The organism is Schwartzia succinivorans DSM 10502, assembly GCF_900129225.1.
Classification (GTDB): domain Bacteria; phylum Bacillota; class Negativicutes; order Selenomonadales; family Selenomonadaceae; genus Schwartzia; species Schwartzia succinivorans.
Window position 1 is genome coordinate 335,565 of record NZ_FQUG01000004.1, and the last position, 21,134, is coordinate 356,698.

At 47.6% G+C, this 21,134-nt stretch carries 28 protein-coding genes, 3 tRNA genes and 2 rRNA genes; all 33 read right to left on the reverse strand.

What is annotated here, in order from left to right:
- Positions 1-5: 5 nt before the first annotated feature.
- Positions 6-545, reverse strand: a complete 540-nt coding sequence (rplE, locus tag BUA83_RS06480; RefSeq protein WP_072935369.1) for a 50S ribosomal protein L5 — start codon at positions 543-545, stop codon at positions 6-8.
- A 20-nt stretch (positions 546-565) separates the two neighbouring features.
- Positions 566-898 (reverse strand): 50S ribosomal protein L24, encoded by a 333-nt coding sequence (rplX, locus tag BUA83_RS06485; protein ID WP_072935370.1) that lies wholly within the window; start codon positions 896-898, stop codon positions 566-568.
- Positions 899-916: 18 nt separating this feature from the next.
- Positions 917-1,285 carry a 50S ribosomal protein L14 gene (gene rplN, locus BUA83_RS06490; RefSeq protein ID WP_072935371.1) on the reverse strand — a complete coding sequence of 123 codons (369 nt, stop codon included), beginning with the start codon at positions 1,283-1,285 and terminating at the stop codon, positions 917-919.
- Positions 1,286-1,328: 43 nt separating this feature from the next.
- Positions 1,329-1,586 (reverse strand): 30S ribosomal protein S17, encoded by a 258-nt coding sequence (gene rpsQ, locus BUA83_RS06495; RefSeq protein WP_072935372.1) that lies wholly within the window; start codon positions 1,584-1,586, stop codon positions 1,329-1,331.
- Positions 1,587-1,616: 30 nt separating this feature from the next.
- Entirely contained in the window at positions 1,617-1,811 is a 195-nt protein-coding gene (rpmC, locus tag BUA83_RS06500; protein WP_072935373.1) for a 50S ribosomal protein L29, read from the reverse strand.
- The gene (rplP, locus tag BUA83_RS06505; protein WP_072935374.1) at positions 1,801-2,244 is read right to left on the reverse strand and encodes a 50S ribosomal protein L16; all 444 of its coding nucleotides are present in this window, start codon (positions 2,242-2,244) and stop codon (positions 1,801-1,803) included. The genes rpmC and rplP overlap by 11 nt, the downstream gene beginning before the upstream one ends.
- Complete coding sequence (gene rpsC, locus BUA83_RS06510; protein WP_072935375.1) at positions 2,244-2,912, reverse strand: 30S ribosomal protein S3; 669 nt, start codon at positions 2,910-2,912, stop codon at positions 2,244-2,246. The genes rplP and rpsC overlap by 1 nt, the downstream gene beginning before the upstream one ends.
- Positions 2,913-2,928: 16 nt before the next feature.
- The gene (rplV, locus tag BUA83_RS06515) at positions 2,929-3,261 is read right to left on the reverse strand and encodes a 50S ribosomal protein L22 (RefSeq protein ID WP_072935376.1); all 333 of its coding nucleotides are present in this window, start codon (positions 3,259-3,261) and stop codon (positions 2,929-2,931) included.
- Between the two features lie 21 nt (positions 3,262-3,282).
- Positions 3,283-3,564 (reverse strand): 30S ribosomal protein S19, encoded by a 282-nt coding sequence (gene rpsS / locus BUA83_RS06520; RefSeq protein ID WP_072935377.1) that lies wholly within the window; start codon positions 3,562-3,564, stop codon positions 3,283-3,285.
- Positions 3,565-3,614: 50 nt separating this feature from the next.
- Positions 3,615-4,439 carry a 50S ribosomal protein L2 gene (rplB, locus tag BUA83_RS06525; RefSeq protein WP_072935378.1) on the reverse strand — a complete coding sequence of 275 codons (825 nt, stop codon included), beginning with the start codon at positions 4,437-4,439 and terminating at the stop codon, positions 3,615-3,617.
- A gap of 25 nt (positions 4,440-4,464) precedes the next feature.
- Entirely contained in the window at positions 4,465-4,746 is a 282-nt protein-coding gene (rplW, locus tag BUA83_RS06530) for a 50S ribosomal protein L23 (protein ID WP_072935379.1), read from the reverse strand.
- A complete protein-coding gene (rplD, locus tag BUA83_RS06535; protein WP_072935380.1) occupies positions 4,746-5,369 on the reverse strand; it encodes a 50S ribosomal protein L4 in 624 nt (207 codons plus the stop codon). The genes rplW and rplD overlap by 1 nt, the downstream gene beginning before the upstream one ends.
- A 24-nt stretch (positions 5,370-5,393) precedes the next feature.
- A complete protein-coding gene (gene rplC / locus BUA83_RS06540; RefSeq protein ID WP_072935381.1) occupies positions 5,394-6,038 on the reverse strand; it encodes a 50S ribosomal protein L3 in 645 nt (214 codons plus the stop codon).
- A 14-nt stretch (positions 6,039-6,052) separates the two neighbouring features.
- The gene (gene rpsJ, locus BUA83_RS06545; RefSeq protein ID WP_072935382.1) at positions 6,053-6,364 is read right to left on the reverse strand and encodes a 30S ribosomal protein S10; all 312 of its coding nucleotides are present in this window, start codon (positions 6,362-6,364) and stop codon (positions 6,053-6,055) included.
- Between the two features lie 178 nt (positions 6,365-6,542).
- Positions 6,543-7,733 (reverse strand): elongation factor Tu, encoded by a 1,191-nt coding sequence (gene tuf / locus BUA83_RS06550; protein WP_072935383.1) that lies wholly within the window; start codon positions 7,731-7,733, stop codon positions 6,543-6,545.
- Between the two features lie 17 nt (positions 7,734-7,750).
- On the reverse strand, positions 7,751-9,829 hold the full coding sequence (fusA, locus tag BUA83_RS06555) for an elongation factor G (protein WP_072935384.1): 2,079 nt from the start codon (positions 9,827-9,829) through the stop codon (positions 7,751-7,753).
- Positions 9,830-9,864: 35 nt separating this feature from the next.
- Entirely contained in the window at positions 9,865-10,335 is a 471-nt protein-coding gene (gene rpsG / locus BUA83_RS06560) for a 30S ribosomal protein S7 (RefSeq protein WP_072935385.1), read from the reverse strand.
- Between the two features lie 35 nt (positions 10,336-10,370).
- Positions 10,371-10,748, reverse strand: coding sequence for a 30S ribosomal protein S12 (rpsL, locus tag BUA83_RS06565; RefSeq protein ID WP_072935386.1), 378 nt, complete (start codon positions 10,746-10,748; stop codon positions 10,371-10,373).
- Between the two features lie 76 nt (positions 10,749-10,824).
- Positions 10,825-11,070 carry a L7Ae/L30e/S12e/Gadd45 family ribosomal protein gene (locus tag BUA83_RS06570; protein ID WP_072935387.1) on the reverse strand — a complete coding sequence of 82 codons (246 nt, stop codon included), beginning with the start codon at positions 11,068-11,070 and terminating at the stop codon, positions 10,825-10,827.
- A 346-nt stretch (positions 11,071-11,416) separates the two neighbouring features.
- Complete coding sequence (gene tkt / locus BUA83_RS06575) at positions 11,417-13,402, reverse strand: transketolase (RefSeq protein ID WP_072935388.1); 1,986 nt, start codon at positions 13,400-13,402, stop codon at positions 11,417-11,419.
- A gap of 25 nt (positions 13,403-13,427) precedes the next feature.
- Positions 13,428-13,805, reverse strand: a complete 378-nt coding sequence (locus BUA83_RS06580) for a RidA family protein (protein WP_072935389.1) — start codon at positions 13,803-13,805, stop codon at positions 13,428-13,430.
- Between the two features lie 43 nt (positions 13,806-13,848).
- The gene (gene aroH, locus BUA83_RS06585; RefSeq protein WP_072935390.1) at positions 13,849-14,214 is read right to left on the reverse strand and encodes a chorismate mutase; all 366 of its coding nucleotides are present in this window, start codon (positions 14,212-14,214) and stop codon (positions 13,849-13,851) included.
- 12 nt (positions 14,215-14,226) lie between these two features.
- Entirely contained in the window at positions 14,227-15,834 is a 1,608-nt protein-coding gene (locus BUA83_RS06590; protein WP_072935391.1) for an ABC1 kinase family protein, read from the reverse strand.
- Positions 15,835-15,855: 21 nt separating this feature from the next.
- Positions 15,856-16,620: a glucosaminidase domain-containing protein gene (locus tag BUA83_RS06595; protein WP_072935392.1), complete on the reverse strand. Its 765-nt coding sequence runs from the start codon at positions 16,618-16,620 to the stop codon at positions 15,856-15,858.
- 33 nt (positions 16,621-16,653) lie between these two features.
- On the reverse strand, positions 16,654-17,949 hold the full coding sequence (locus tag BUA83_RS06600; RefSeq protein ID WP_072935432.1) for an NCS2 family permease: 1,296 nt from the start codon (positions 17,947-17,949) through the stop codon (positions 16,654-16,656).
- Positions 17,950-18,109: 160 nt separating this feature from the next.
- On the reverse strand, positions 18,110-18,502 hold the full coding sequence (gene rpsI, locus BUA83_RS06605; protein ID WP_072935393.1) for a 30S ribosomal protein S9: 393 nt from the start codon (positions 18,500-18,502) through the stop codon (positions 18,110-18,112).
- A 25-nt stretch (positions 18,503-18,527) separates the two neighbouring features.
- Positions 18,528-18,962, reverse strand: coding sequence for a 50S ribosomal protein L13 (gene rplM, locus BUA83_RS06610; RefSeq protein ID WP_072935394.1), 435 nt, complete (start codon positions 18,960-18,962; stop codon positions 18,528-18,530).
- A gap of 147 nt (positions 18,963-19,109) precedes the next feature.
- Positions 19,110-20,297: a pyridoxal phosphate-dependent aminotransferase gene (locus BUA83_RS06615; protein ID WP_072935395.1), complete on the reverse strand. Its 1,188-nt coding sequence runs from the start codon at positions 20,295-20,297 to the stop codon at positions 19,110-19,112.
- 158 nt (positions 20,298-20,455) lie between these two features.
- Positions 20,456-20,546 (reverse strand) — tRNA-Ser (locus BUA83_RS06620).
- Between the two features lie 45 nt (positions 20,547-20,591).
- Positions 20,592-20,667: transfer RNA gene (locus BUA83_RS06625), tRNA-Trp, on the reverse strand.
- A 6-nt stretch (positions 20,668-20,673) separates the two neighbouring features.
- A tRNA-His gene (locus BUA83_RS06630) sits at positions 20,674-20,749 on the reverse strand.
- A gap of 29 nt (positions 20,750-20,778) precedes the next feature.
- Positions 20,779-20,895: ribosomal RNA gene (gene rrf, locus BUA83_RS06635) — 5S ribosomal RNA — on the reverse strand.
- Between the two features lie 65 nt (positions 20,896-20,960).
- Positions 20,961-21,134: ribosomal RNA gene (locus BUA83_RS06640) — 23S ribosomal RNA — on the reverse strand; the annotation flags it as partial.

Sequence of the window (21,134 nt, forward strand, 5' to 3'; positions counted from 1 at the left end):
ATATGTTATGCGTTGAACGGCATACCCATCAGTTTAAGAAGCTCATGAGCTTCCTCATCCGTCTTTGCTGTCGTAACGATGACGACGTTCATGCCACGGACCTTATCAATTTTATCATATTCAATTTCCGGGAAAATCAGCTGCTCTTTGAGACCAACGGAATAGTTGCCGCGGCCGTCAAAAGCCTTGCTGCTGACACCGTGGAAGTCACGAACACGCGGAAGCGCAACGTTCATAAACTTATCGAGGAACTGATACATACGAACTCCGCGGAGTGTAACCTTCGCGCCAATCGGCATTCCCTGACGAATCTTCCATGTAGCAATGGATTTTTTCGCACGTGTCAGGATAGGTTTCTGACCTGCAATAATCGACAAATCCGTTACAGCTGCATCAAGAGCCTTCGGATTTCCGACAGCTTCGCCGACACCCATGTTGATGATTACTTTCTCAATCTTCGGGAGCTGCATTACATTTTTATAACCGAACTTTTTCGTAAGCTCAGCACAAACTTCATTCGTGTATTTCTCCTGTAATCTGTCCACTTATATTCCTCCTTCCTCAATTATTTTTCGTCGATAACCTCGCCGCATTTTTTGCAGGCGCGGACGAATTTACCATTTACAAGCTTCTGAGCCGTACGCGTAGCCTTTTTGCAGGACGGGCAGACGACCATAACCTTGCAGGCTGCAAGCGGAGCTTCCTTCGTGAGGATACCACCCTGCGGAGCCTTCTGATTCGGTTTCGTGTGGCGTTTCACTTTGTTGACACCCTCGACGACAACCTTGCCTTTTTTAGGCAGAGCGAGCAGAATCTTTCCCTGCTGGCCTTTATCTTTACCGGACAATACGACAACCGTATCGCCTTTCTTTACATGCAGATGATTGTTGAGTGACAAAATAGCACCTCCTCACTATTAAAGTACTTCCGGCGCCAGCGAAACGATCTTCATGAAATCCTTCTCGCGGAGCTCACGAGCAACCGGCCCAAAGATACGTGTACCACGCGGTGTGTTGTCATCTTTGATGATGACAGCTGCGTTCTCATCGAAACGGATGTAAGAACCATCCTGACGGCGAACACCTTTTACGCTGCGAACAACGACTGCCTTAACGACATCGCCTTTCTTAACCATACCGCCCGGAGCTGCCGATTTAACGGAAGCAACGATTACATCACCGATATTGGCATATTTACGGTAGGAACCGCCCATAACGCGAATGCACATAATTTCTTTCGCGCCGGTGTTATCACCAACATTCAGCATAGTTTGCTGTTGAATCATTTGTTTACCTCCTTTTCAGATTTATTGGGGACATTACGTCAAATTATTTTGCTCTCTCGACTACCTGCACTACTCTCCAGCGCTTATCCTTCGAAAGCGGACGTGTCTCCATAATCTGAACCGTATCACCGATATGAGCATCGTTTTCTTCATCATGAGCTTTAAATTTAACTGTCTTTTTGACAGCTTTTTTATAAATCTTATGCTGCTCGATGTCCTCTACGGCGACAACTACGGTCTTATCCATTTTATCGCTGACGACTTTACCAATACGCGTCTTACGATCATTTCTATCGCTCATCAAGGAGCCTCCTTCCTCTGCTTATTCGAATTAAGCTTTCAGTTCCTGTTCACGCTGCACCGTCTTAATGCGGGCGATTGTCTTCTTGACTTCCTTGATACGCATCGGGTTCTCAAGCTGACCAGTAGCGAGCTGGAATCTGAGGTTGAACAATTCTTCTTTCAGGGAAGCAACTTTCTGGTTAAGTTCTCCAGCACTCATTTCACGTATTTCATTAACCTTCATTTACTTCACCGCCCTCTTTCTGCTCATCTTCCCGTTTCACAAACTTCGTCTTAATTGGAAGCTTATGACCAGCCAGGCGCATCGCCTCTTTTGCGACTTCTTCCGAAATACCGTCCATCTCGAAGAGGATACGGCCCGGTTTAACGACTGCTACCCAGTATTCCGGTGAACCCTTACCACTACCCATACGAGTCTCAGCAGGTTTTGCCGTAACCGGTTTGTCCGGGAAAATCTTGATCCAGACCTGGCCGCCACGTTTGATGTAACGCGTCATAGCGATACGGGCTGCCTCAATCTGACGGTTCGTAACCCATGCCGGCTCCAGAGCCATAAGGCCGAAGGTACCGTGGGTAACCTTATTACCGCGGTGTGCCTGACCCTTCATACGGCCACGGAACTGTTTGCGGTATTTAACTCTCTTTGGTAATAACATTAAGCTTCGCTCCCTTCAGCTGCAGCAACCGGCTGCTTCTTCTCTGGAAGGACTTCGCCTTTGAAAATCCAAACTTTAACACCGATACGTCCGTACGTCGTATCAGCCTCTGCTGTACCGTAATCAATATCAGCACGCAGTGTGTGAAGAGGAATACTTCCTTCACGATAGGACTCTGTACGAGCGATTTCAGCACCGCCGAGACGGCCGCTGACCATAATCTTGATTCCCTTTGCACCGGCACGCATCGTACGGCCAACGCAGGATTTCATTGCACGGCGGAACGCGATACGGCGCTCAAGCTGACCTGCAATGTTTTCAGCAACGAGTTTGGAATCCATATCCGGGGATTTAACTTCAGCGATGTCAATATCAACGCGCTTGTCAGTGAATTTCTTCAGACCGGCTTTGATCTGTTCGATTCCGGAACCACCGCGGCCAATCACCATACCCGGTTTAGCCGTATGGATCGTAAGACGAAGGCGGTTCTTGGAACGCTCAGTCTCGACGCGGGCGATGCCAGCTGCTTCGAGCTCCTTCATCAAATACTCGCGGATTTTAATATCTTCATGCAGATTTGCTGCATAATCTTTATCAGCATACCACTTGGCATCCCATGTCTTGACGATACCAAGACGCATGCCATGCGGATTTACTTTCTGACCCAATACATTTCCCTCCTTCTTATCTTTCTGAAACTACAACCGTGACGTGCGACGTCCGCTTCAAAATGCTGAACGCCTGTCCACGGGAACGCGGATGAATGCGTTTCAGTGTCGGTCCCTGATCGACATAAGCGGAAGAGATGTAGAGTTTGTCTACATTCATGTCGAAGTTGTTTTCCGCATTTGCGACTGCAGATTTCAACACTTTTTCGATAACGTCTGCACCGGCTTTCGGTGTAAACTTCAAAATCGCAAAGGCCTCAGCGACGCTCTTGCCACGAACAAGATTCATGACAACCCGTACTTTACGCGGAGCAATGCGAACGTATTTAGCTACTGCTTTAGCTTCCATTCAAGCTTCTCCTTTCGTAAATTATTTGAGCGACGTTTTCTTCTCTGCGCCGGCATGGCCTTTGTACGTACGTGTCGGAGCGAATTCTCCGAGCTTATGTCCAACCATGTCCTCAGTGATATAAACGGGCACATGTTTACGGCCGTCATGAACAGCAACCGTATGGCTGACGAATTCCGGAAGAATCGTCGAGCTGCGCGACCAGGTCTTTACAACCTTTTTCTCATTGGCCTCATTGAGTGCCGTGATCTTTTTAAGCAGGCTTTCTGCACAGAAAGGTCCTTTTTTGACAGATCTTGACAAGATATATCCTCCCTTCCGTCAGGCGCCTGAGCGCCTGCGAACTACATTTATTACTTGCGTCTCTTAACGATGAACTTATCCGAAGGCTTCGCATGGCGTGTCTTCGCACCCATAGCGCATTTGCCCCATTTCGTAACCGGATGTTTGCGTCCGACAGGGCTGCGGCCTTCACCACCGCCGTGCGGATGGTCATTCGGGTTCATCGCAACGCCGCGGTTCGACGGGCGGATACCCATCCAGCGGGAGCGGCCTGCTTTACCGATTGTGATGTTCTCATGCTCAAGGTTACCAACCTCACCGATTGTTGCACGGCAGTTGATGTGAACCTTACGGAGCTCACCGGACGGCATACGAAGAAGTGCATAATCTCCGTCTTTAGCCATGAGCTGTGCGCTCGTACCTGCGGAGCGGACCATCTGTGCGCCCTTTCCGATTTTGAGCTCAACATTGTGAATCGTTGTACCAACCGGAATATTTGCAAGCGGAAGTGCGTTGCCCGGTTTGATATCAGCATCCGGACCGGAAACGACCTTATCGCCGACCTTCAGACCGTTTGGAGCGATAATGTAACGCTTCTCACCGTCTGCATAGTTCAGAAGAGCAATGCGTGCGCTGCGGTTCGGATCATACTCGATTGTAGCGACCGTAGCCGGGATTCCGTCTTTAGTACGCTTGAAATCGATGATACGATAACGGCGCTTGTGACCGCCGCCCTGATGACGGACTGTCAAGCGGCCCTGCTGATTGCGGCCGCCGTGCTGCTTGAGCGGAGCAAGCAAAGATTTTTCCGGCTTATCCGTAGTGATCTCATCAAAGGATGCGACCGTCATGAAACGTCTGCCGGCAGAATATGGTTTAAAACTCTTAATTGCCACTTAATTAACCTCCTTTACTGAAATCTTACGCTTCGAAGAACTGGATGGACTCACCCTGAGCCAGTTTAACGATTGCTTTTTTGTAGTCTGAACGGCGTCCAACGTTGCGGCCAAGGCGTTTTACCTTACCCATAACATTGATCGTGTTGACAGCTTCAACCTTAACATTGAAGATATCAGCGACTGCTTTTGCAATCTGGGTCTTGTTCGCTTTCTTATCAACAACGAACACGTACTTGCCCTCTTCCATCAAAGCGGTAGAAGTTTCAGTAATGAGCGGGCGAATCAGGATATCGCGTGCTTCCATTATGCAAGCACCTCCTCAATCCGTGTAATTGCATCCTTCGTAATGAAGAGCTTATCATGGTTCAGAATGTCATAGACATTCAGGCCCGTTGTATTGATAGCCTTAACGCCTTCAATATTGCGTGCAGACTTCTCAACATTCTCGGCTTCCTCAGCCGTAATAATCAGAGCTTTCTTGGAAACCTCGAAAGCCTCGAGCATCTTAACAACTTCCTTCGTTTTCGGAGCCTCAAAATCAAGGCTGTCAAGAACGAGGAAATCGCCGCTCTGAACTTTATCCGATAAAGCGCATTTGATTGCGAGACGACGCTGTTTGCGCGGCATGCTGAAAGCATAAGAACGCGGATGCGGTCCAAAGACCACGCCGCCGCCAACCCAAACCGGCGAAGTATTCGAGCCGCTTCTTGCATGGCCCGTGCCTTTCTGTTTCCAAGGCTTACGTCCGCCGCCGCGAACCATTGCTCTCGTCTTCGTGGCATGTGTGCCCAGACGCTGCGAAGCAAGCTGCATCACAACTGCCTGATGAAGGAGTGCGCCGTTCACTTCAACGCCAAAAATATTATCATTTAACTCAACATCGCCAACCTGCTTGTGTGCGATATCATAAACTGCTACTGTAGGCATAACTCAGCATATCCTCCTTCCAAATTATTTCTTCTTCGGCTTAACCGTAGTTTTAACAACAACAAGGCTCTTCTTCGGACCCGGGATAGCACCCTTGATCAGAATCAGATTACGGTCTGTATCTACTTTAACAACCGTCAGACGCTGAATCGTAACACGATCTCCGCCCATCTGGCCCGGAAGTTTCTTTCCTTTAAGCACGCGTCCACCATGACCGCTGATCATAGCACCCGTGGAACCCGGTTCACGATGTGATTTGGAACCATGGCCCATAGGACCGCGGGCAAAATGATGACGTTTAACCGTACCAGCAAAGCCTTTACCTTTGGAAGTACCCGTTACATCAACGAGATCCCCGGCTGCGAAAACATCTACACCGATGATATCGCCGACTTTATATTCAGAAGGAGCTGCAAGACGCATCTCACGGATGAACTTGACTGCCTGAACGCCAGCCTTTTCGAACTGCCCCTTCAACGGTTTCGTTACTTTATTTTCCTTCACTTCGCCGAAGCCAACCTGAACAGCATTGTAGCCGTCAGACTCAACCGTCTTATTACGGATGACAACGTTTTTGCCGGACTCAACAACCGTGACCGGTACAACCTTGCCCTCTTCGGTAAAGATCTGGGTCATACCAAGTTTCTTACCTAAAATTGCTTTTGACATCATTCCACCTCCTCTTACAGTTTAATTTCGATATCAACGCCAGCCGGGAGATCAAGATGCATAAGAGCATCAACGGTCTTGGAAGACGGCTCAAGGATATCGATCAGACGTTTGTGTGTACGCATCTCGAACTGTTCACGTGAATCTTTATTAACGTGTGGGGAACGAAGAATCGTAAACACATTCTTTTCTGTCGGGAGTGGAATCGGCCCGGAAACCATAGCGCCCGTACGTTTAGCCGTATCAACAATCTTAACGGCACTCTGATCAAGAGCTTTATGGTCGTAAGCCTTTAAACGAATTCTGATTTTCTGCTGCTTGGACAAAATATTTTCCTCCTTATCGCCCGGATTCAGGACCCAGACATTCTCCGCGCTAGTTCCCTCGTCATGCATAGCCGACGAGCAATCTACCGCGTCATCGCATGGGGGTACTTAAAAATAATCCTTATATAAGGGAGGCTTACGCCTCCCTTACTAAGGAATTGTTAACTTTTCTCAGGGATTAGCCTTCGATGATTTCCGTAACACGACCAGCGCCTACCGTATGGCCACCTTCACGGATAGCGAAGCGGAGACCTTTCTCGATAGCGATCGGTGTGATGAGCTCAACATCCATCTCGATGTTATCGCCCGGCATAACCATCTCTGTGCCTTCCGGAAGACGAACAACACCCGTAACGTCAGTTGTACGGAAGTAGAACTGAGGACGATAGTTCGTGAAGAACGGAGTATGACGGCCGCCCTCTTCCTTAGTCAGAACGTAAACCTGACCTTTGAAGTGCGTGTGCGGATGAATGGAACCCGGTTTAGCGAGAACCTGGCCGCGCTCGATTTCCGTACGGTCAACACCACGGAGAAGAGCACCGATGTTATCACCTGCAACAGCCTGATCCAGAGTCTTACGGAACATCTCGATACCAGTGATTGTCGTGGACTTCGTCTCTTCTTTGATACCGACGATTTCAACAACGTCGCCCATGTTCAGAGCACCACGCTCAACACGGCCTGTAGCAACAGTACCACGGCCTGTGATTGTCATAACATCCTCGACCGGCATCAGGAACGGCTTATCCGTGTCACGTGTCGGAGTCGGAACGTATTCATCAACAGCATCCATGAGCTCGATGATCTTCTTCTCATACTCAGCATCGCCTTCGAGAGCCTTCAGAGCGGAGCCTGCAACAACAGGGATGTCATCACCAGGGAACTCATACTGTGTGAGGAGTTCGCGAACTTCCATCTCAACGAGCTCGAGGAGCTCAGGATCATCGACCATATCAACCTTGTTCAGGAATACTACGATAGCCGGAACGCCAACCTGACGAGCGAGCAGGATGTGCTCACGTGTCTGAGGCATCGGGCCGTCAGCAGCGCTGACAACGAGGATAGCACCATCCATCTGAGCTGCGCCTGTGATCATGTTCTTGACATAGTCAGCATGGCCCGGGCAGTCAACGTGTGCATAGTGACGTTTTTCCGTCTCATACTCAACGTGTGCTGTGTTGATCGTGATACCGCGCTCGCGTTCCTCCGGAGCTTTATCAATCATGTTGTAATCCATGAAGTCAGCGCCGCCCTTTGCGGACAGAACCTTCGTGATTGCAGCAGTAAGAGTTGTCTTACCATGATCGACGTGACCGATCGTACCAATGTTAACATGCGGTTTTGTTCTTTCAAACTTCTGTTTTGCCATTTTTTACTGTTCCTCCCTTATTCACCTTTATTTTTGGAAACAATTGCATCAGCAATATTTTTCGGAACCTCGTCGTAGTACGCAACTTCCATGGAGTAGTTGCCACGTCCCTGCGTCTTGGAACGAAGATCCGTAGAATATCCAAACATTTCTCCGAGCGGTACATAACCGCTGATGACCTGGACGCCGTTGCGCGGCTCCATGCCTTCGATGCGTCCACGGCGGGAATTCAAATCGCCGATGACATCACCCATGTAGTCTTCCGGAACTGTGACCTCAACCTTGCAGTACGGCTCGAGGAGTACCGGCGTTGCTTTTTCAGCACCGTTGCGGAACGCCATGGATCCTGCAATCTTGAATGCCATTTCAGAGGAGTCGACTTCATGGAAGGAACCGTCATAGACAGTAGCCTTGATATCCACCATCGGATAGCCTGCGACGACACCATTTTCCATAGCCTCGCGAACACCAGCCTCGATTGGTCCGATGAATTCCTTCGGAATTGCACCGCCGACGACCTTGTTCTCGAACGAGAAGCCCTGACCCGGTTCCTGCGGCTCGAGTTCCAGCCAGCAGTGACCATACTGACCATGACCACCGGACTGACGAACGAACTTACCTTCCGCCTTAACCGTCTTGCGGATTGTCTCACGATATGCAACCTGCGGATTACCGACTGCACAGTCGACTTTGAACTCGCGGAGCATACGGTCAACGATAATCTGGAGATGAAGCTCACCCATACCGGAGATGATTGTCTGACCTGTCTCCTGATCCGTATGAACACGGAATGTCGGGTCCTCTTCAGCGAGACGCTGCAGAGCAATGCCCATCTTCTCCTGATCGTCTTTCGTCTTCGGCTCAACAGCAACGGAGATAACCGGATCCGGGAAGACCATCGACTCAAGAATGATTGGATGCTCTTCATCACAGAGTGTATCACCTGTTGTAGTGAACTTCAGACCAACAGCTGCTGCGATATCACCGCTGTAAACCTTCTCAATTTCAGCGCGATGGTTAGCATGCATCTGAAGGATACGGCCAAGACGCTCTTTTTTGCCCTTCGTTGAGTTAAATACGTAAGAGCCTGCGTCAATCGTACCGGAGTAAACACGGAAGAATGCGAGTTTACCAACGTACGGATCAGCCATAATCTTGAATGCCAGTGCGGAGAACGGCTCACTGTCGCTAGACGGACGGCAGTCCTCTTCATCCGTATCCGGATTTACGCCTTTGATTGGCGGAATATCCGTCGGGGCCGGCATGTAATCAACAACTGCATCCAGCATCGGCTGAACGCCCTTGTTCTTGAAAGAAGAACCGCAGGTTACCGGTGTCATCTTACACTCAACCGTAGCCTTACGGATTGCCTTCTTAAGCTCAGCTTCAGTGATTTCCTCACCGCCGAGATATTTCTCCATGAGTACATCATCCGTCTCAGCAACAGCCTCGAGCATCTTCTCGTGATACTCTTCAGCCATTTCCTTGAGATCTTCCGGAATCTCAACCTCATCACTTACTTTGCCGAGGTCATCCTCATAGATAATTGCATCCATCTTAATCAAATCGACAACGCCGCGGAACGTATCCTCAACGCCGATAGGAATCTGGATAGCAACCGGATTCGCATTAAGGCGTTCTTTAATCATCTTGATGACGTTAAAGAAATCAGCTCCCGTCGAATCCATCTTATTAACGTAAGCCATACGCGGAACATTGTATTTCTCCGCCTGGCGCCAAACCGTCTCTGTCTGAGGCTCAACACCGCCGCGTGCAGTAAGAACTGCAACAGCGCCATCAAGTACACGCAGCGAACGTTCTACTTCAACCGTAAAGTCCACGTGGCCCGGCGTGTCAATAATGTTGATACGATGACCCTTCCAATGGCACGTCGTAGCGGCGGATGTAATCGTGATACCACGTTCCTGCTCCTGTACCATCCAGTCCATCGTCGCAGCACCATCATGTACCTCGCCGATCTTGTGATTTACGCCTGTGTAGAAGAGGATACGCTCAGTGGTTGTCGTTTTGCCGGCATCAATGTGCGCCATGATACCAATATTACGAGTTTTTTCCAGCGAAAACTCTCTGCCCACTATTATCTCTCCTTATTTCTTAGTTACTCAAAGGATTACCAACGATAATGTGCAAAAGCCTTGTTTGCCTCTGCCATCTTATGCGTATCTTCCTTTTTCTTAACAGATGCGCCTGTATTGTTTGCTGCATCCATCAGCTCAGCCGAGAGACGCTCATCCATCGTCTTCTCACCGCGGAGTCGTGCATAGTTGACAATCCAGCGGATGCCGAGTGTCATACGGCGGTCCGGACGAACCTCAACCGGAACCTGATAGTTAGCGCCACCTACGCGGCGGGCACGAACCTCCAGAACCGGCATAACATTCTTAAGTGCCGTCTGGAATACTTCCAGCGGATCCTTGCCTGTCTTAGCGCGGATCGCCTCAAATGCGTCATAAACGACGCGCTCTGCAACACCCTTCTTACCGGAGAGCATTACTTTATTGATAAATTTTGTAACCGTCTTGTCGTGGTATACCGGATCCGGCAGCACGTCACGTTTCGGTACAGAACCTTTTCTTGGCATCTAATTCCCTCCTTGCTCAAAATCTTCTCATGCAATTACTTTTTCTTTGCACGTTTAGCACCGTATTTAGATCTACCCTGATTGCGATCCTGGACGCCTGCAGTATCCAGCGAACCACGAATAATGTGATAGCGGACACCCGGAAGGTCCTTAACACGACCGCCACGGATCAGAACAACGCTATGCTCCTGAAGATTATGACCAATGCCTGGGATATAAGCCGTGACCTCAATGCTATTCGTCAAGCGGACACGGGCAACCTTACGGAGAGCCGAGTTCGGTTTCTTCGGTGTCGTCGTGTAAACACGAGTGCACACACCGCGTTTCTGCGGGCAGTTCTTGAGTGCCGGCGCAGTGGATTTCTCCATCAGGCTCTGTCTGCTCTTACGAACCAACTGATTAATTGTAGGCATATTGCACCTCCTTCCTTCATATTGCAGATTCATGATTTTATGAAAACCCACAGATAACTGCAGGTTTTTACCGGTATTACATCAGGACTGCCGCTGCCGAAGCACCAACCTCTATAGAGCAGGCTTTTCCAAGTTCTCTCATCGTTACGTCATTAACGACTTCGATTTTTTTCGCTTCGCAAGCTTCCTTCAATAAAGCTGTCACAGACTGGTCTGCATCTGATGCAAGGAACACGCACTTTGCTGTTCCCTTCTGCACTGCCTTAGTGACCTGTTTTACGCCGGTCACATGCCGTGTCTTCATCAAATTATCCAGTGTCATTCGCGTCACTCCTATAGGACAATACCCATGCCCGTCTTTAGGCACCTCACTATAATATCATCACCCAAAACCCTTGTCAACTCCTATTTATCAACATTTTTTATGTCCACTCATCCGGGTGTGTCATCAATCATTTGTGTCCACCTCAAAGAGAAAAAATATTATTTAAAAACATATTCTTAACACTTTTGTTGTCTAAAAAATTATTTTGCGCATAAAAGTGTATCGCATTTTTTATTTTCATTTTTTCTGTCGCTAAAAAAAAATATTTTTAATCAAAATTTTATTTTAAAAAAGAAATTCCGCTGTCAAACGACAGCGGAATCTTTTGATTTGTCTACGTATTTTATTTAATTACCTGTTTCATCACATCAACAACATGCTCCGCAGTGAAGCCGAATTTCTTGAACAATGTGCCGCCCGGTGCAGATGCGCCAAAGCTCTGCATTGTGACAGATGCTCCGTCGAGGCCAACGTATGCGCCCCATCCGAAATCCGCAGCAGCTTCGACAGCAACACGCGCACGAACATTACCCGGAAGAACACTTTCCTGATACTCTTTGCTCTGCTGTCTGAAAATATCCATACAAGGCATGCTGACAACACGTACATTTATGCCTTCTCCTGCCAGCTTCTCCTGAGCTTCAATTGCAAGAGCAACCTCAGAACCGGATGCGATAAAAATACCGTCCATATTACCCTTTGCTTCAGAAACAACATAAGCACCTTTCAGCGCATCCTTACCTGTACCTGCAAGCTGCGGAAGATTCTGACGCGAAAGAACCAGAACTGTCGGTGTCTCTTTACTTGTTGCGGCAAGATACCATCCTGCTGCAGTCTCCTTTGCATCCGCAGGACGGAATACGTTTACATTCGGCATAGCACGGAGCATTGCCAGCTGCTCAATCGGCTCATGAGTCGGTCCATCTTCTCCGACTCCGATACTGTCATGGGTAAGTACATATGTAACAGGAAGCTTCATGAGCGCAGCAAGGCGGAGCATCGGCTTCGTGTAATCGCTGAAGACGAAGAAGGTTGCCACGTACGGACGAAGTCCTCCGTGAAGGATAATTCCGTTTGCCATTGCTGCCATTGCAAGCTCACGCACGCCGAAATGCAGATTGCGCCCTGCGTAGTTATCCTTGCTGAAATCGCCTGCATTATCCATGTATGTTTTATTTGACGGAGCAAGGTCAGCGCTTCCACCAAAGAGCTGCGGCATTATATCCTTAAGACGGTTAATCATCTTACCGGACAGGCTGCGTGTTGCTGCTGCCTTATCCTCATATGCCCAGAACTCTTCATTTTTCATCAGTGCATCTGCATCTACGGCAGAATAATAAACATCCCACTGTTTTTTCATATCAGGATATTTTTCGGCATACGCCTCGAAAAGTGCATTCCATTTCTCTTCTGCAGCTGCACCGTCTTTAGCAAGTGCTTTATAGTTTTCATAGACCTCATCCGGAACAGCGAACGATTCCTGTGTCGGCCAACCGAGGTTTTCCTTCAGAGCCTTGACATTGTCTTCGCCAAGCGGCTCACCGTGAGCGCTTGCTTTACCCTGCTTTGCCGGGCAACCATAGCCAATCTGTGTCTTGACCGTAATGAAGGACGGACGTTTTTTATCAGCTTTTGCAACTTCAATTGCTTTGCCGATTGCGTCAAGGTCTGTTCCGTCCTCAACAGTAATAGTCTGGAAACCGAAAGCTTCCATGCGCTTCTGAACATTTTCGGTGAACGCGATATCGGTACCGCCTTCAATAGAAATATTGTTGCTGTCGTACAAAACGATGAGTTTTGAAAGTCCGAGTGTTCCTGCAAGAGAGAATGCTTCCGAAGAAATACCCTCCATCATGCAGCCGTCGCCGCCAAGTACAAATGTATAGTGATCCATGATTGGGAAATCCGGCTTATTGAATATAGCTGCGAGATGAGCCTCAGCCATAGCCATTCCGACAGCCATACCCATACCGGCACCAAGAGGGCCTGTGGTAGCCTCAACGCCTACGGTATGACCATATTCCGGATGTCCCGGTGTAAGCGAACCGTCCTGACGGAAGTTTTTCAAATCATCCAAGGTAAGACCGTATCCGAAAAGATGCAGAAGCGAATAAAGCAGCATGGAACCATGTCCGCCAGAAAGAATAAAGCGGTCGCGGTTCACCCAGTTCGGATTTTTCGGATTGTGGTTCATATGGTGTGCCCAGAGCTCATAAGCCATCGGCGCGCTTCCAAGCGGCAGTCCCGGATGACCGGAATTCGCTTTCTGGATTGCATCCGCTGAAAGTACACGGATTGCATTTACACTCATCGTTTCAAGGTTGTTCATTCTTTTTTGTTCTCTCCTATCTTGCTTATCTTACTGCAATAACGTCGATTTCAACCATCGCGTTTTTGGGAAGCTTGCTTACCTCGACACAAACACGTGCCGGGCAGTCTTTTTCAAAATATCTTTCGTAAATGGCATTTACCATTCCGAAGTTGTTCATATCTGTTATATAAACTGTTGTTTTGACTACATCATCCAACGTAGCACCGGCAGCCTCGAGGATAGCCTTAAGGTTCTCGATTACACGTGCTGTCTGCACCTCAACATTCCCGTCAACCAGTTCGCCCGTCTCAGGAATCAAAGGAATCTGCCCGGAAACATAGAGCATACCATTTGCTTCAATTGCCTGTGAATACGGTCCGATAGCCTGCGGAGCCTTGTTCGTTGCAATTATTTTTTTCATAGAAATTAATCCCCTTCCAAATTAAAATGTATATGTAAAAAGATTACTTTCTCTTCATCCAATCGGGGCGGAGATTTGCCGCCTCATTCAGATAGACGTGACGAATTTCATTCGGTGCCTTGTCTGTATCAACAAGCAAAAGCGCACGAATACAGAGCGGAATCCCTCCCTCAACAGCTACCTGACGTGTGTCAAAAAGAGGAACCCAGTCGAATCCTGGAATCTGACGTGCTCCCGTAGCAGGATAAGCCGCCGTAATATCTTCTGTAGCGCTCAAAATGCACGCACCGATATCATCGGGTTTCACGCCGTTATGACGGCACATTTCAGTAACCATCCAGCGAACCGCTGCAAAAATTTCAGCCTCTGTGTCATTTTTTATTGTTATTGCACCACGAATTCCACGCATTAATATTCCTCCTCAATGTCCTCTCAATATATTCCAAAGCAGCCTGCCGCAAAGCACCATAGCCGCCAAATATCCAAACACGCCGAGAAGCGGTATTTCCATAATCTTGGGAGTCATCTGTGTAGTACATATTATTGACGATCCCAGAAGAAGCGCTGCACTTATTATACAGATAATAAGCTTATTTATCATCTGGTCTATACGCCTAAGCGGTTCCTCCGAACCGGTCAGCTCCAAATTTACCTTTGTCTGACCGCTCATAGTCATTTTTAGTATATCGGAAATCTGCTCCGGAAGAAGCATAGTCTTCTTCATCAGGACATATCCGTCACGCTTGAGCTTGTCCCATTCCGCACGCCAATTTATATTCTTGCGGAAATTCAGTTCAAGGCTCTTGGCAAAAATCTCAACGAAGCTGACGCGCGGACAACAGTGGCGCATAACACCTTCAATAGTAAGCACCCCGCGGGCAAACATTGAAAGTCCCGGGCCAATCCCTATATGGTGTGACTTGAGTACATTCATAATCTGTCTGGTCAGTACACCCATTTCCAACGACGCAAAATCCATATTATGGTATTTATCCATAAGGAGATCAATATCCTCGTAGAGCTGAGTATGATTTATTTTACCATGAGGCATGCCAAGGGCAAGAACAGCAGATTTCATTTCATAGGTATCATGATTCGCCAGAGAAAAAACAGCTTTCCGAAGCGCAGCACGGTCCGCAGTAGAAAGCCGGCCCATCATTCCAAGGTCAAGCCAGACAATCTTTCCGTTACGAATCCAAATGTTTCCCGGATGTGGGTCCGCATGAAAATATCCATCCTCCACCATCTGTTTGACATAATTCTCACCAAGCCTGCGCCCCAGCTGATCCATGTCAAAGCCTCTCTCATGAAGCGCCTTGATATCATCAATACGTACCCCATCGACAAATTCCATCACAAGAATCCGTGCAGTCGTCAACTTATGGTATACTTTCGGACATTCTATATTTGGCTCTGAAGCATTCATTTGACGGAATTCTTCAAGATGTCCTGCCTCCATCAGGAAATCCATTTCCTGCTTCGCTATCATCCACATCTCGTCAAGTACAAGGCTGAAATCTATAAGCTCCTTACCGCCTGCTACCTGCAAAAGCTTTGCTGCCCGCTTCAAAAGAACGATGTCCTGGGACATTATTTCATATATCCCCGGACGCTGCACTTTAAGTACAACACGTTCACCACTTTTAAGAACCGCCCGATGCACCTGTGCAATAGAGGCAGAACCTAAAACATCCTCGCTAATCGAAGAAAATACCTGATGCCAGTGGCAGTGATACTCTTCCTCGACGATTCGCTTTATTTCATCGAACGGCAAGGGCTTTACACTCATCTGAAGCTTCATAAGCTCATCACAATATTCCTGTGGAAGGAAATCGGGACGCATGCTCATAATCTGACCGAACTTCACGAAGGTCGGTCCAAGATCCTCCAAAATCTGACGAATCTTCACAGGTGTAATTCCATGAAGCAAATCCCTCTGACGAAGAACCTGAATCATTTCGCGGAAACGGCCCGAGGAGTTATCTTCAAACCCTATATTCTTTTTGGAATGCATAAGAGTATCAAGCATTAAACTTAGGCCCTCTTCCAGTTACGGTTCCTGCAGAATCTGATGAAACATGCTCATAATGCTCTGTCCATAAGTATATCCCGGAACAGCCCAACGGCCATTCAAATCTGTCCATGTATCAAGTGTCTGATATCCGTACATATCCCGCACCAGCTCATAGCGTGGATCTACCACATCCTCAGCCGGAGCCTTCGTTGACGCATATGCCAAAAGATGCTGAATATGTGCACGAACTCCCAGCTGGGCAGAAGGGAAATACATCCCCTTTACCGTCGTGCTCGTAGTACCGAGACCACAATAATTATTCTGATCAGGTGTTACCGTACCGCCATAGCGGAAAAAACCGGTTTCCTTCAGCGCCTGGGCAAACGCTACATCAGGCCGTACACCTTCTTTTTCGCCCTCTTCATAATAATATGCAACCAGCTCAGAGGGAGATACAGAAATCTCAGGATACGGATTATTGCTCAATAAGTACTCAACACACTGCTCCTGAGTAGCCATAGGCCTTCCCAAAATTTCCTCATTGGAGTAGTCCACCGGTGCCAGTACACCTGAAAACGAAGGTTTCTTCTCAGCCTGTGGATGAAGTATAGCGTTAATGCGCTCCTTAAAGCTCTGCTTGTCTGTAGAAGCAGATGCTGACAAGTGCGTATTCGCGGTAACCTTCGTATCAACCTTAGGATCGTGAATCCTGTGTCCTGCTTCCGCTCCCGTGAAAACAGATACCATAGCCGTCAAACCAATCACAAAAGTCAACGCCGCGCGTTTCTTGTTTACTCTCATTCACGTGTCCCCTTTTCATACAGGAATTTCATATCATGCAAAAGCAAGCTGTATTATAAACAGAACTGCCAGAATATACATCAAAGGATGTACATCCCTCCATTTTCCTGAAACAGTCTTCAGAAAAGCAAACAATATAAATCCGATTCCTACCCCGTTTGCAATGCTGTAGGTCATCGGCATCAAAACTGCGGTAAAGAACGCCGGAAAAGATTCCGTCAAATCGCTCCAGTTAATATCAGCAAGACTCTCCATCATAAAAGCACCAACCAAAATCAGCGCCGGTGCCGAAATCGCCGCAACCGACGAAATAGATTTTGCAAGAGGCTCACAGAAAACAAGCAGCAGGAACAAGGCTGCTGTAACAACAGAAGCAAAGCCTGTGCGCCCTCCGGCTGCCACACCTGTTCCGGATTCAACATACGCGCTGGTAGGTCCCGTTCCCACGAATGCACCGATAAAACTTCCGATGGAATCGGCCAGAAGAGCACTCTGCAGATTAGGAAATTTTCCCTCACGGATTATCCCTGCCTGACGTCCTACACCAAGCATTGTTCCCGTCGTATCAAAAAGCGTAACAAGAAGCAGAGTAAACACAACCATAGGGAAAACCGTAACAGAATCAAACCTCAGCTGCATAAATGTCTGATTCATACCCGAAGGAAGCGAAAACGGGAATGCAGGAAGCTCAAGAAAACCTTGAAAATAAGCAACAACAGCCGTAAAAATCATGCCCAGAAAAATAGCACTGTTAACCCGCATAACCATCAGTCCCATAGTGATAACAAGGCCAAGCACTGTCAGATATGCCGTCGGATCAGAAAAACTTCCGAGAGTAACAAGTGTAGCAGGCGACGGCATTACAAGATGACCATTTTCAAGACCAATAAGAGCAATAAAAAGGCCGATACCTGCTCCCATCGCTGCCTTAAGCGACTCAGGAATAGAGTCTATAAGCATCTGACGAAACCTTGAAATCGACAGCACAATAAAAATTGCTGAAGCTGTACAGGCAAGCCCCAACGCATCCTGCCATGGTACCCCTTGAGAAAGAATAACAGAATACGCCAAGTACGCATTGATGCCAATTCCCGGTGCAATAGCAATCGGATAATTCGAAAAAATACCCATGACAAGCGTTGCGGCAATTGTTGCTATAATCGTTGCAATATAAACACCGCCGAAGTCCATTCCACCCTGGCTGTATGTAGTCGGGTTTACGATAACAATATACATCATAGACAGAAACGTCGTGACGCCGGCTATAATTTCCGTCTTCAGATTTGTTCCTCGTGCTTCGAACTCAAACCAGTTTTTAATTTTTGTCATAACGAACATTCAGCCTCATTTCTCTATGTGAAGAAGTCATTCTTTTTTATTTTACCACTTTGAGCGCACTCTGCCAACCACAGTAGAGAAAACACCATAAGTATACATATACAAAAAGTCCGTCGGCATATGCCGACGGACTGTAATTTCGAAATCGATATTAACGTTTCGAGAACTGGCTTGCTTTACGAGCTTTCTTGAGACCGTATTTACGGCGCTCTTTTTCACGCGGATCGCGTGTCAGGAAACCAGCTTTTTTGAGAGCCGGACGAAGTTCAGCGTCAAGCTCGAGAAGTGCACGGGAAATACCGTGACGAATTGCACCGGCCTGACCGGATGCACCGCCGCCTGCAACGCGTGCAACGACGTCATACTTATCAGTCATCTCCGTAAGAACGAGCGGCTGACGAACGATAAGCTCGAGTGTTTTGAGACCGAAATATTCTTCCATATCACGGCCGTTGATAATAACCTTGCCTTCACCTGGAACCAGGCGAACTCTGGCAACCGAAGTTTTTCTGCGGCCTGTGCCGTAGTAGCTGACTAATGCCATAAAAATTGTTCCTCCTCTTCCAGTCTTAGTTCAGTTTAAGCTCTTCCGGCTTCTGTGCAGCATGCGGATGCTCCGCACCGGCATAGACGCTGAGTTTGCGATACATCTGAGCGCCGAGATGGTTCTTCGGAAGCATGCCTTTAACAGCAAGCTCGATAACGCGCTCCGGCATTTTCTCCATCATCTGTCCGGCCGGTGTGAAAGTTGTACCGCCCGTATATCCGGAATGACGGAAATAAATTTTCTTTGTAAGTTTCTTGCCCGTAAATACGGCTTTATCCGCATTGATGACAATAACGTAATCACCCGTATCAACATGCGGTGTGAATGTCGGTTTATGTTTGCCGCGAAGTACTTTTGCAACTTCAGCAGCGAGTCTGCCTACCGTCTGGCCAGCTGCGTCTACAACGTACCATTTACGCTCAACGTTTGCTGCGTTTGCCATGAAGGTCGTCTTCATGCACATTCCCTCCTAAAAAATTTCAATCATCAAAATTCATGAGGAAACCGCCTTGTCCTCGCCTCCGGGGCTTATGGAAACTTAGACCGCAGTCTCACACCCAAATATTTTATTAAATATCTCCTATAAAGTCAAGAGCTAATTTGGTCATTTCCTGTAATCTTCAGCCAATTTTTTGAATAGAGGCAGCGAATGCTCAATAGTTTCTGTCTTTATACAGTACGCGGCCCGGAAATATCCCGGACATCCGAAATCAGTTCCGGGAACCAGAAGAAGGTCGAATTTTTTTGCATGCTCACAGAACGCGTAATCATCCTCCTCAAGACACTTCGGGAAAAGATAAAATGCACCCTGAGGTTTAAGGCAGGTAAAACCTGCTTCAATAAGTCCCTGATATAAAAGCTTTCCATTTTTTTCATAAGAAGAAATATCCGAAGGCATTCCCGCACAGCGTGCAACCGCAAGCTGGAAAAGAGACGGAGCATTCACGTGCGTAAGCACACGCGCCGCACCTGCAACAGCGCCGTATACACGTCCAAAATCTTCAACCTCATCAGGAACAACAATGTATCCAATACGCTCTCCAGGAAGAGAAAACGACTTGCTGTAAGAATAACACACGATTGTATTCCTGTAGTACTTCGTCAGATAAGGAACCTCAATACCATCATAGGCAATCTCGCGGTACGGCTCGTCTGAAATAAGAAAAATCGAATGCCCGTATTCCTTTTCCCTTTCGCGCAGTATATCCGTCAAGCGATTTATCGTTTCGGCAGAATATACTACGCCGCTCGGATTATTTGGAGAATTTACAATTACGGCCTTTGTACAGGGACTCAGAAGTTTTTCAAATGAATCAAAATCAATCTGAAAATCCTCAGTGCGTGCAGGAACGACCACGAGCTTCGCCCCTGTAGACTCTACAAAGCAGCGGTATTCAGGGAAAAACGGCGCAAAGGTCAAAAATTCATCCCCCGGCTCGGAAAGTGCCTTAAAGGTTATGGTAATTGCGGCTGCAGCCCCTGCCGTCATGAAAAGATTCTTCCCTGTAAAGCTTGTCCCAAAACGTTTATTTATACTTTTTGCAAGGGTCTCGCGAACCTCAGGATTGCCGGGTGCAACAGTATATCCGTGAACAGCCGTAGGCTCCATTTCATTCAGAATATCGATAAGCGCCTGCTTTATAAATTCAGGTGAAGGGACATTAGGATTTCCGATACTGAAATCGTAGACATTCTCCTCCCCTACCTCCTGTGCACGCTTTCTGCCATACTCAAAAATTGTTCTAATTGTAGACTTTTTCGTTCCCAATTCATACATCTGCTCGGATACCATTATATATCGCTCCTTCAGCTGAATAATCTGATGTCTGACGAATTAGATTTTAGCACGAAACTATACATAAGTCTATTCTTAAAGTACACATATTACATTTATTAAAGCATTTTAAGCAAACAAAAAACCCGGAAACAATTCCGGGTTGTTCATTTCACTGGCGGAGTGGGAGGGATTTGAACCCTCGCTGCGCTTGCGCACACTAACGATTTAGCAAACCGTCCTCTTCAGCCACTTGAGTACCACTCCAGCTTACCAAAAACTCCACCATATATTAAGTTAAGAAATTGCAAATGGCAGGGGCAGAAGGACTTGAACCCTCAACCAATGGTTTTGGAGACCACTACTCTACCAATTGAGCTATACCCCTAAAAAATGGGGCGAGTGATGGGGATCGAACCCATGTATGCTGGAGCCACAATCCAGTGTGTTAACCACTTCACCACACCCGCCATATAGAAGGCTGATTTCTCAGCCTATTAACCGGCAGCTTCCTATCCTCCCGGGCCGTCTCCAGCCAAGTACTTTCGGCCTTTACGTGCTTAACTACTGTGTTCGGAATGGGAACAGGTGGAACCACGTAGGCATCACCACCGGATATATTTTGTTAAGAGATTGCTCCCTCAAAACTATACAGAAGAAGATTCGAACATTTTAGTCTTGTAAGTCAAGCCCTCGGCATATTAGTATTGGTCCGCTTCATCCCTCACGGGACTTCCACTCCCAACCTATCAACCTTGTCGTCTTCAAGGTGCCTTACCAGCTTGTGCTGTGAGAAACCTCATCTTAAGGCAGGCTTCACGCTTAGATGCTTTCAGCGTTTATCCCTTCCGAACG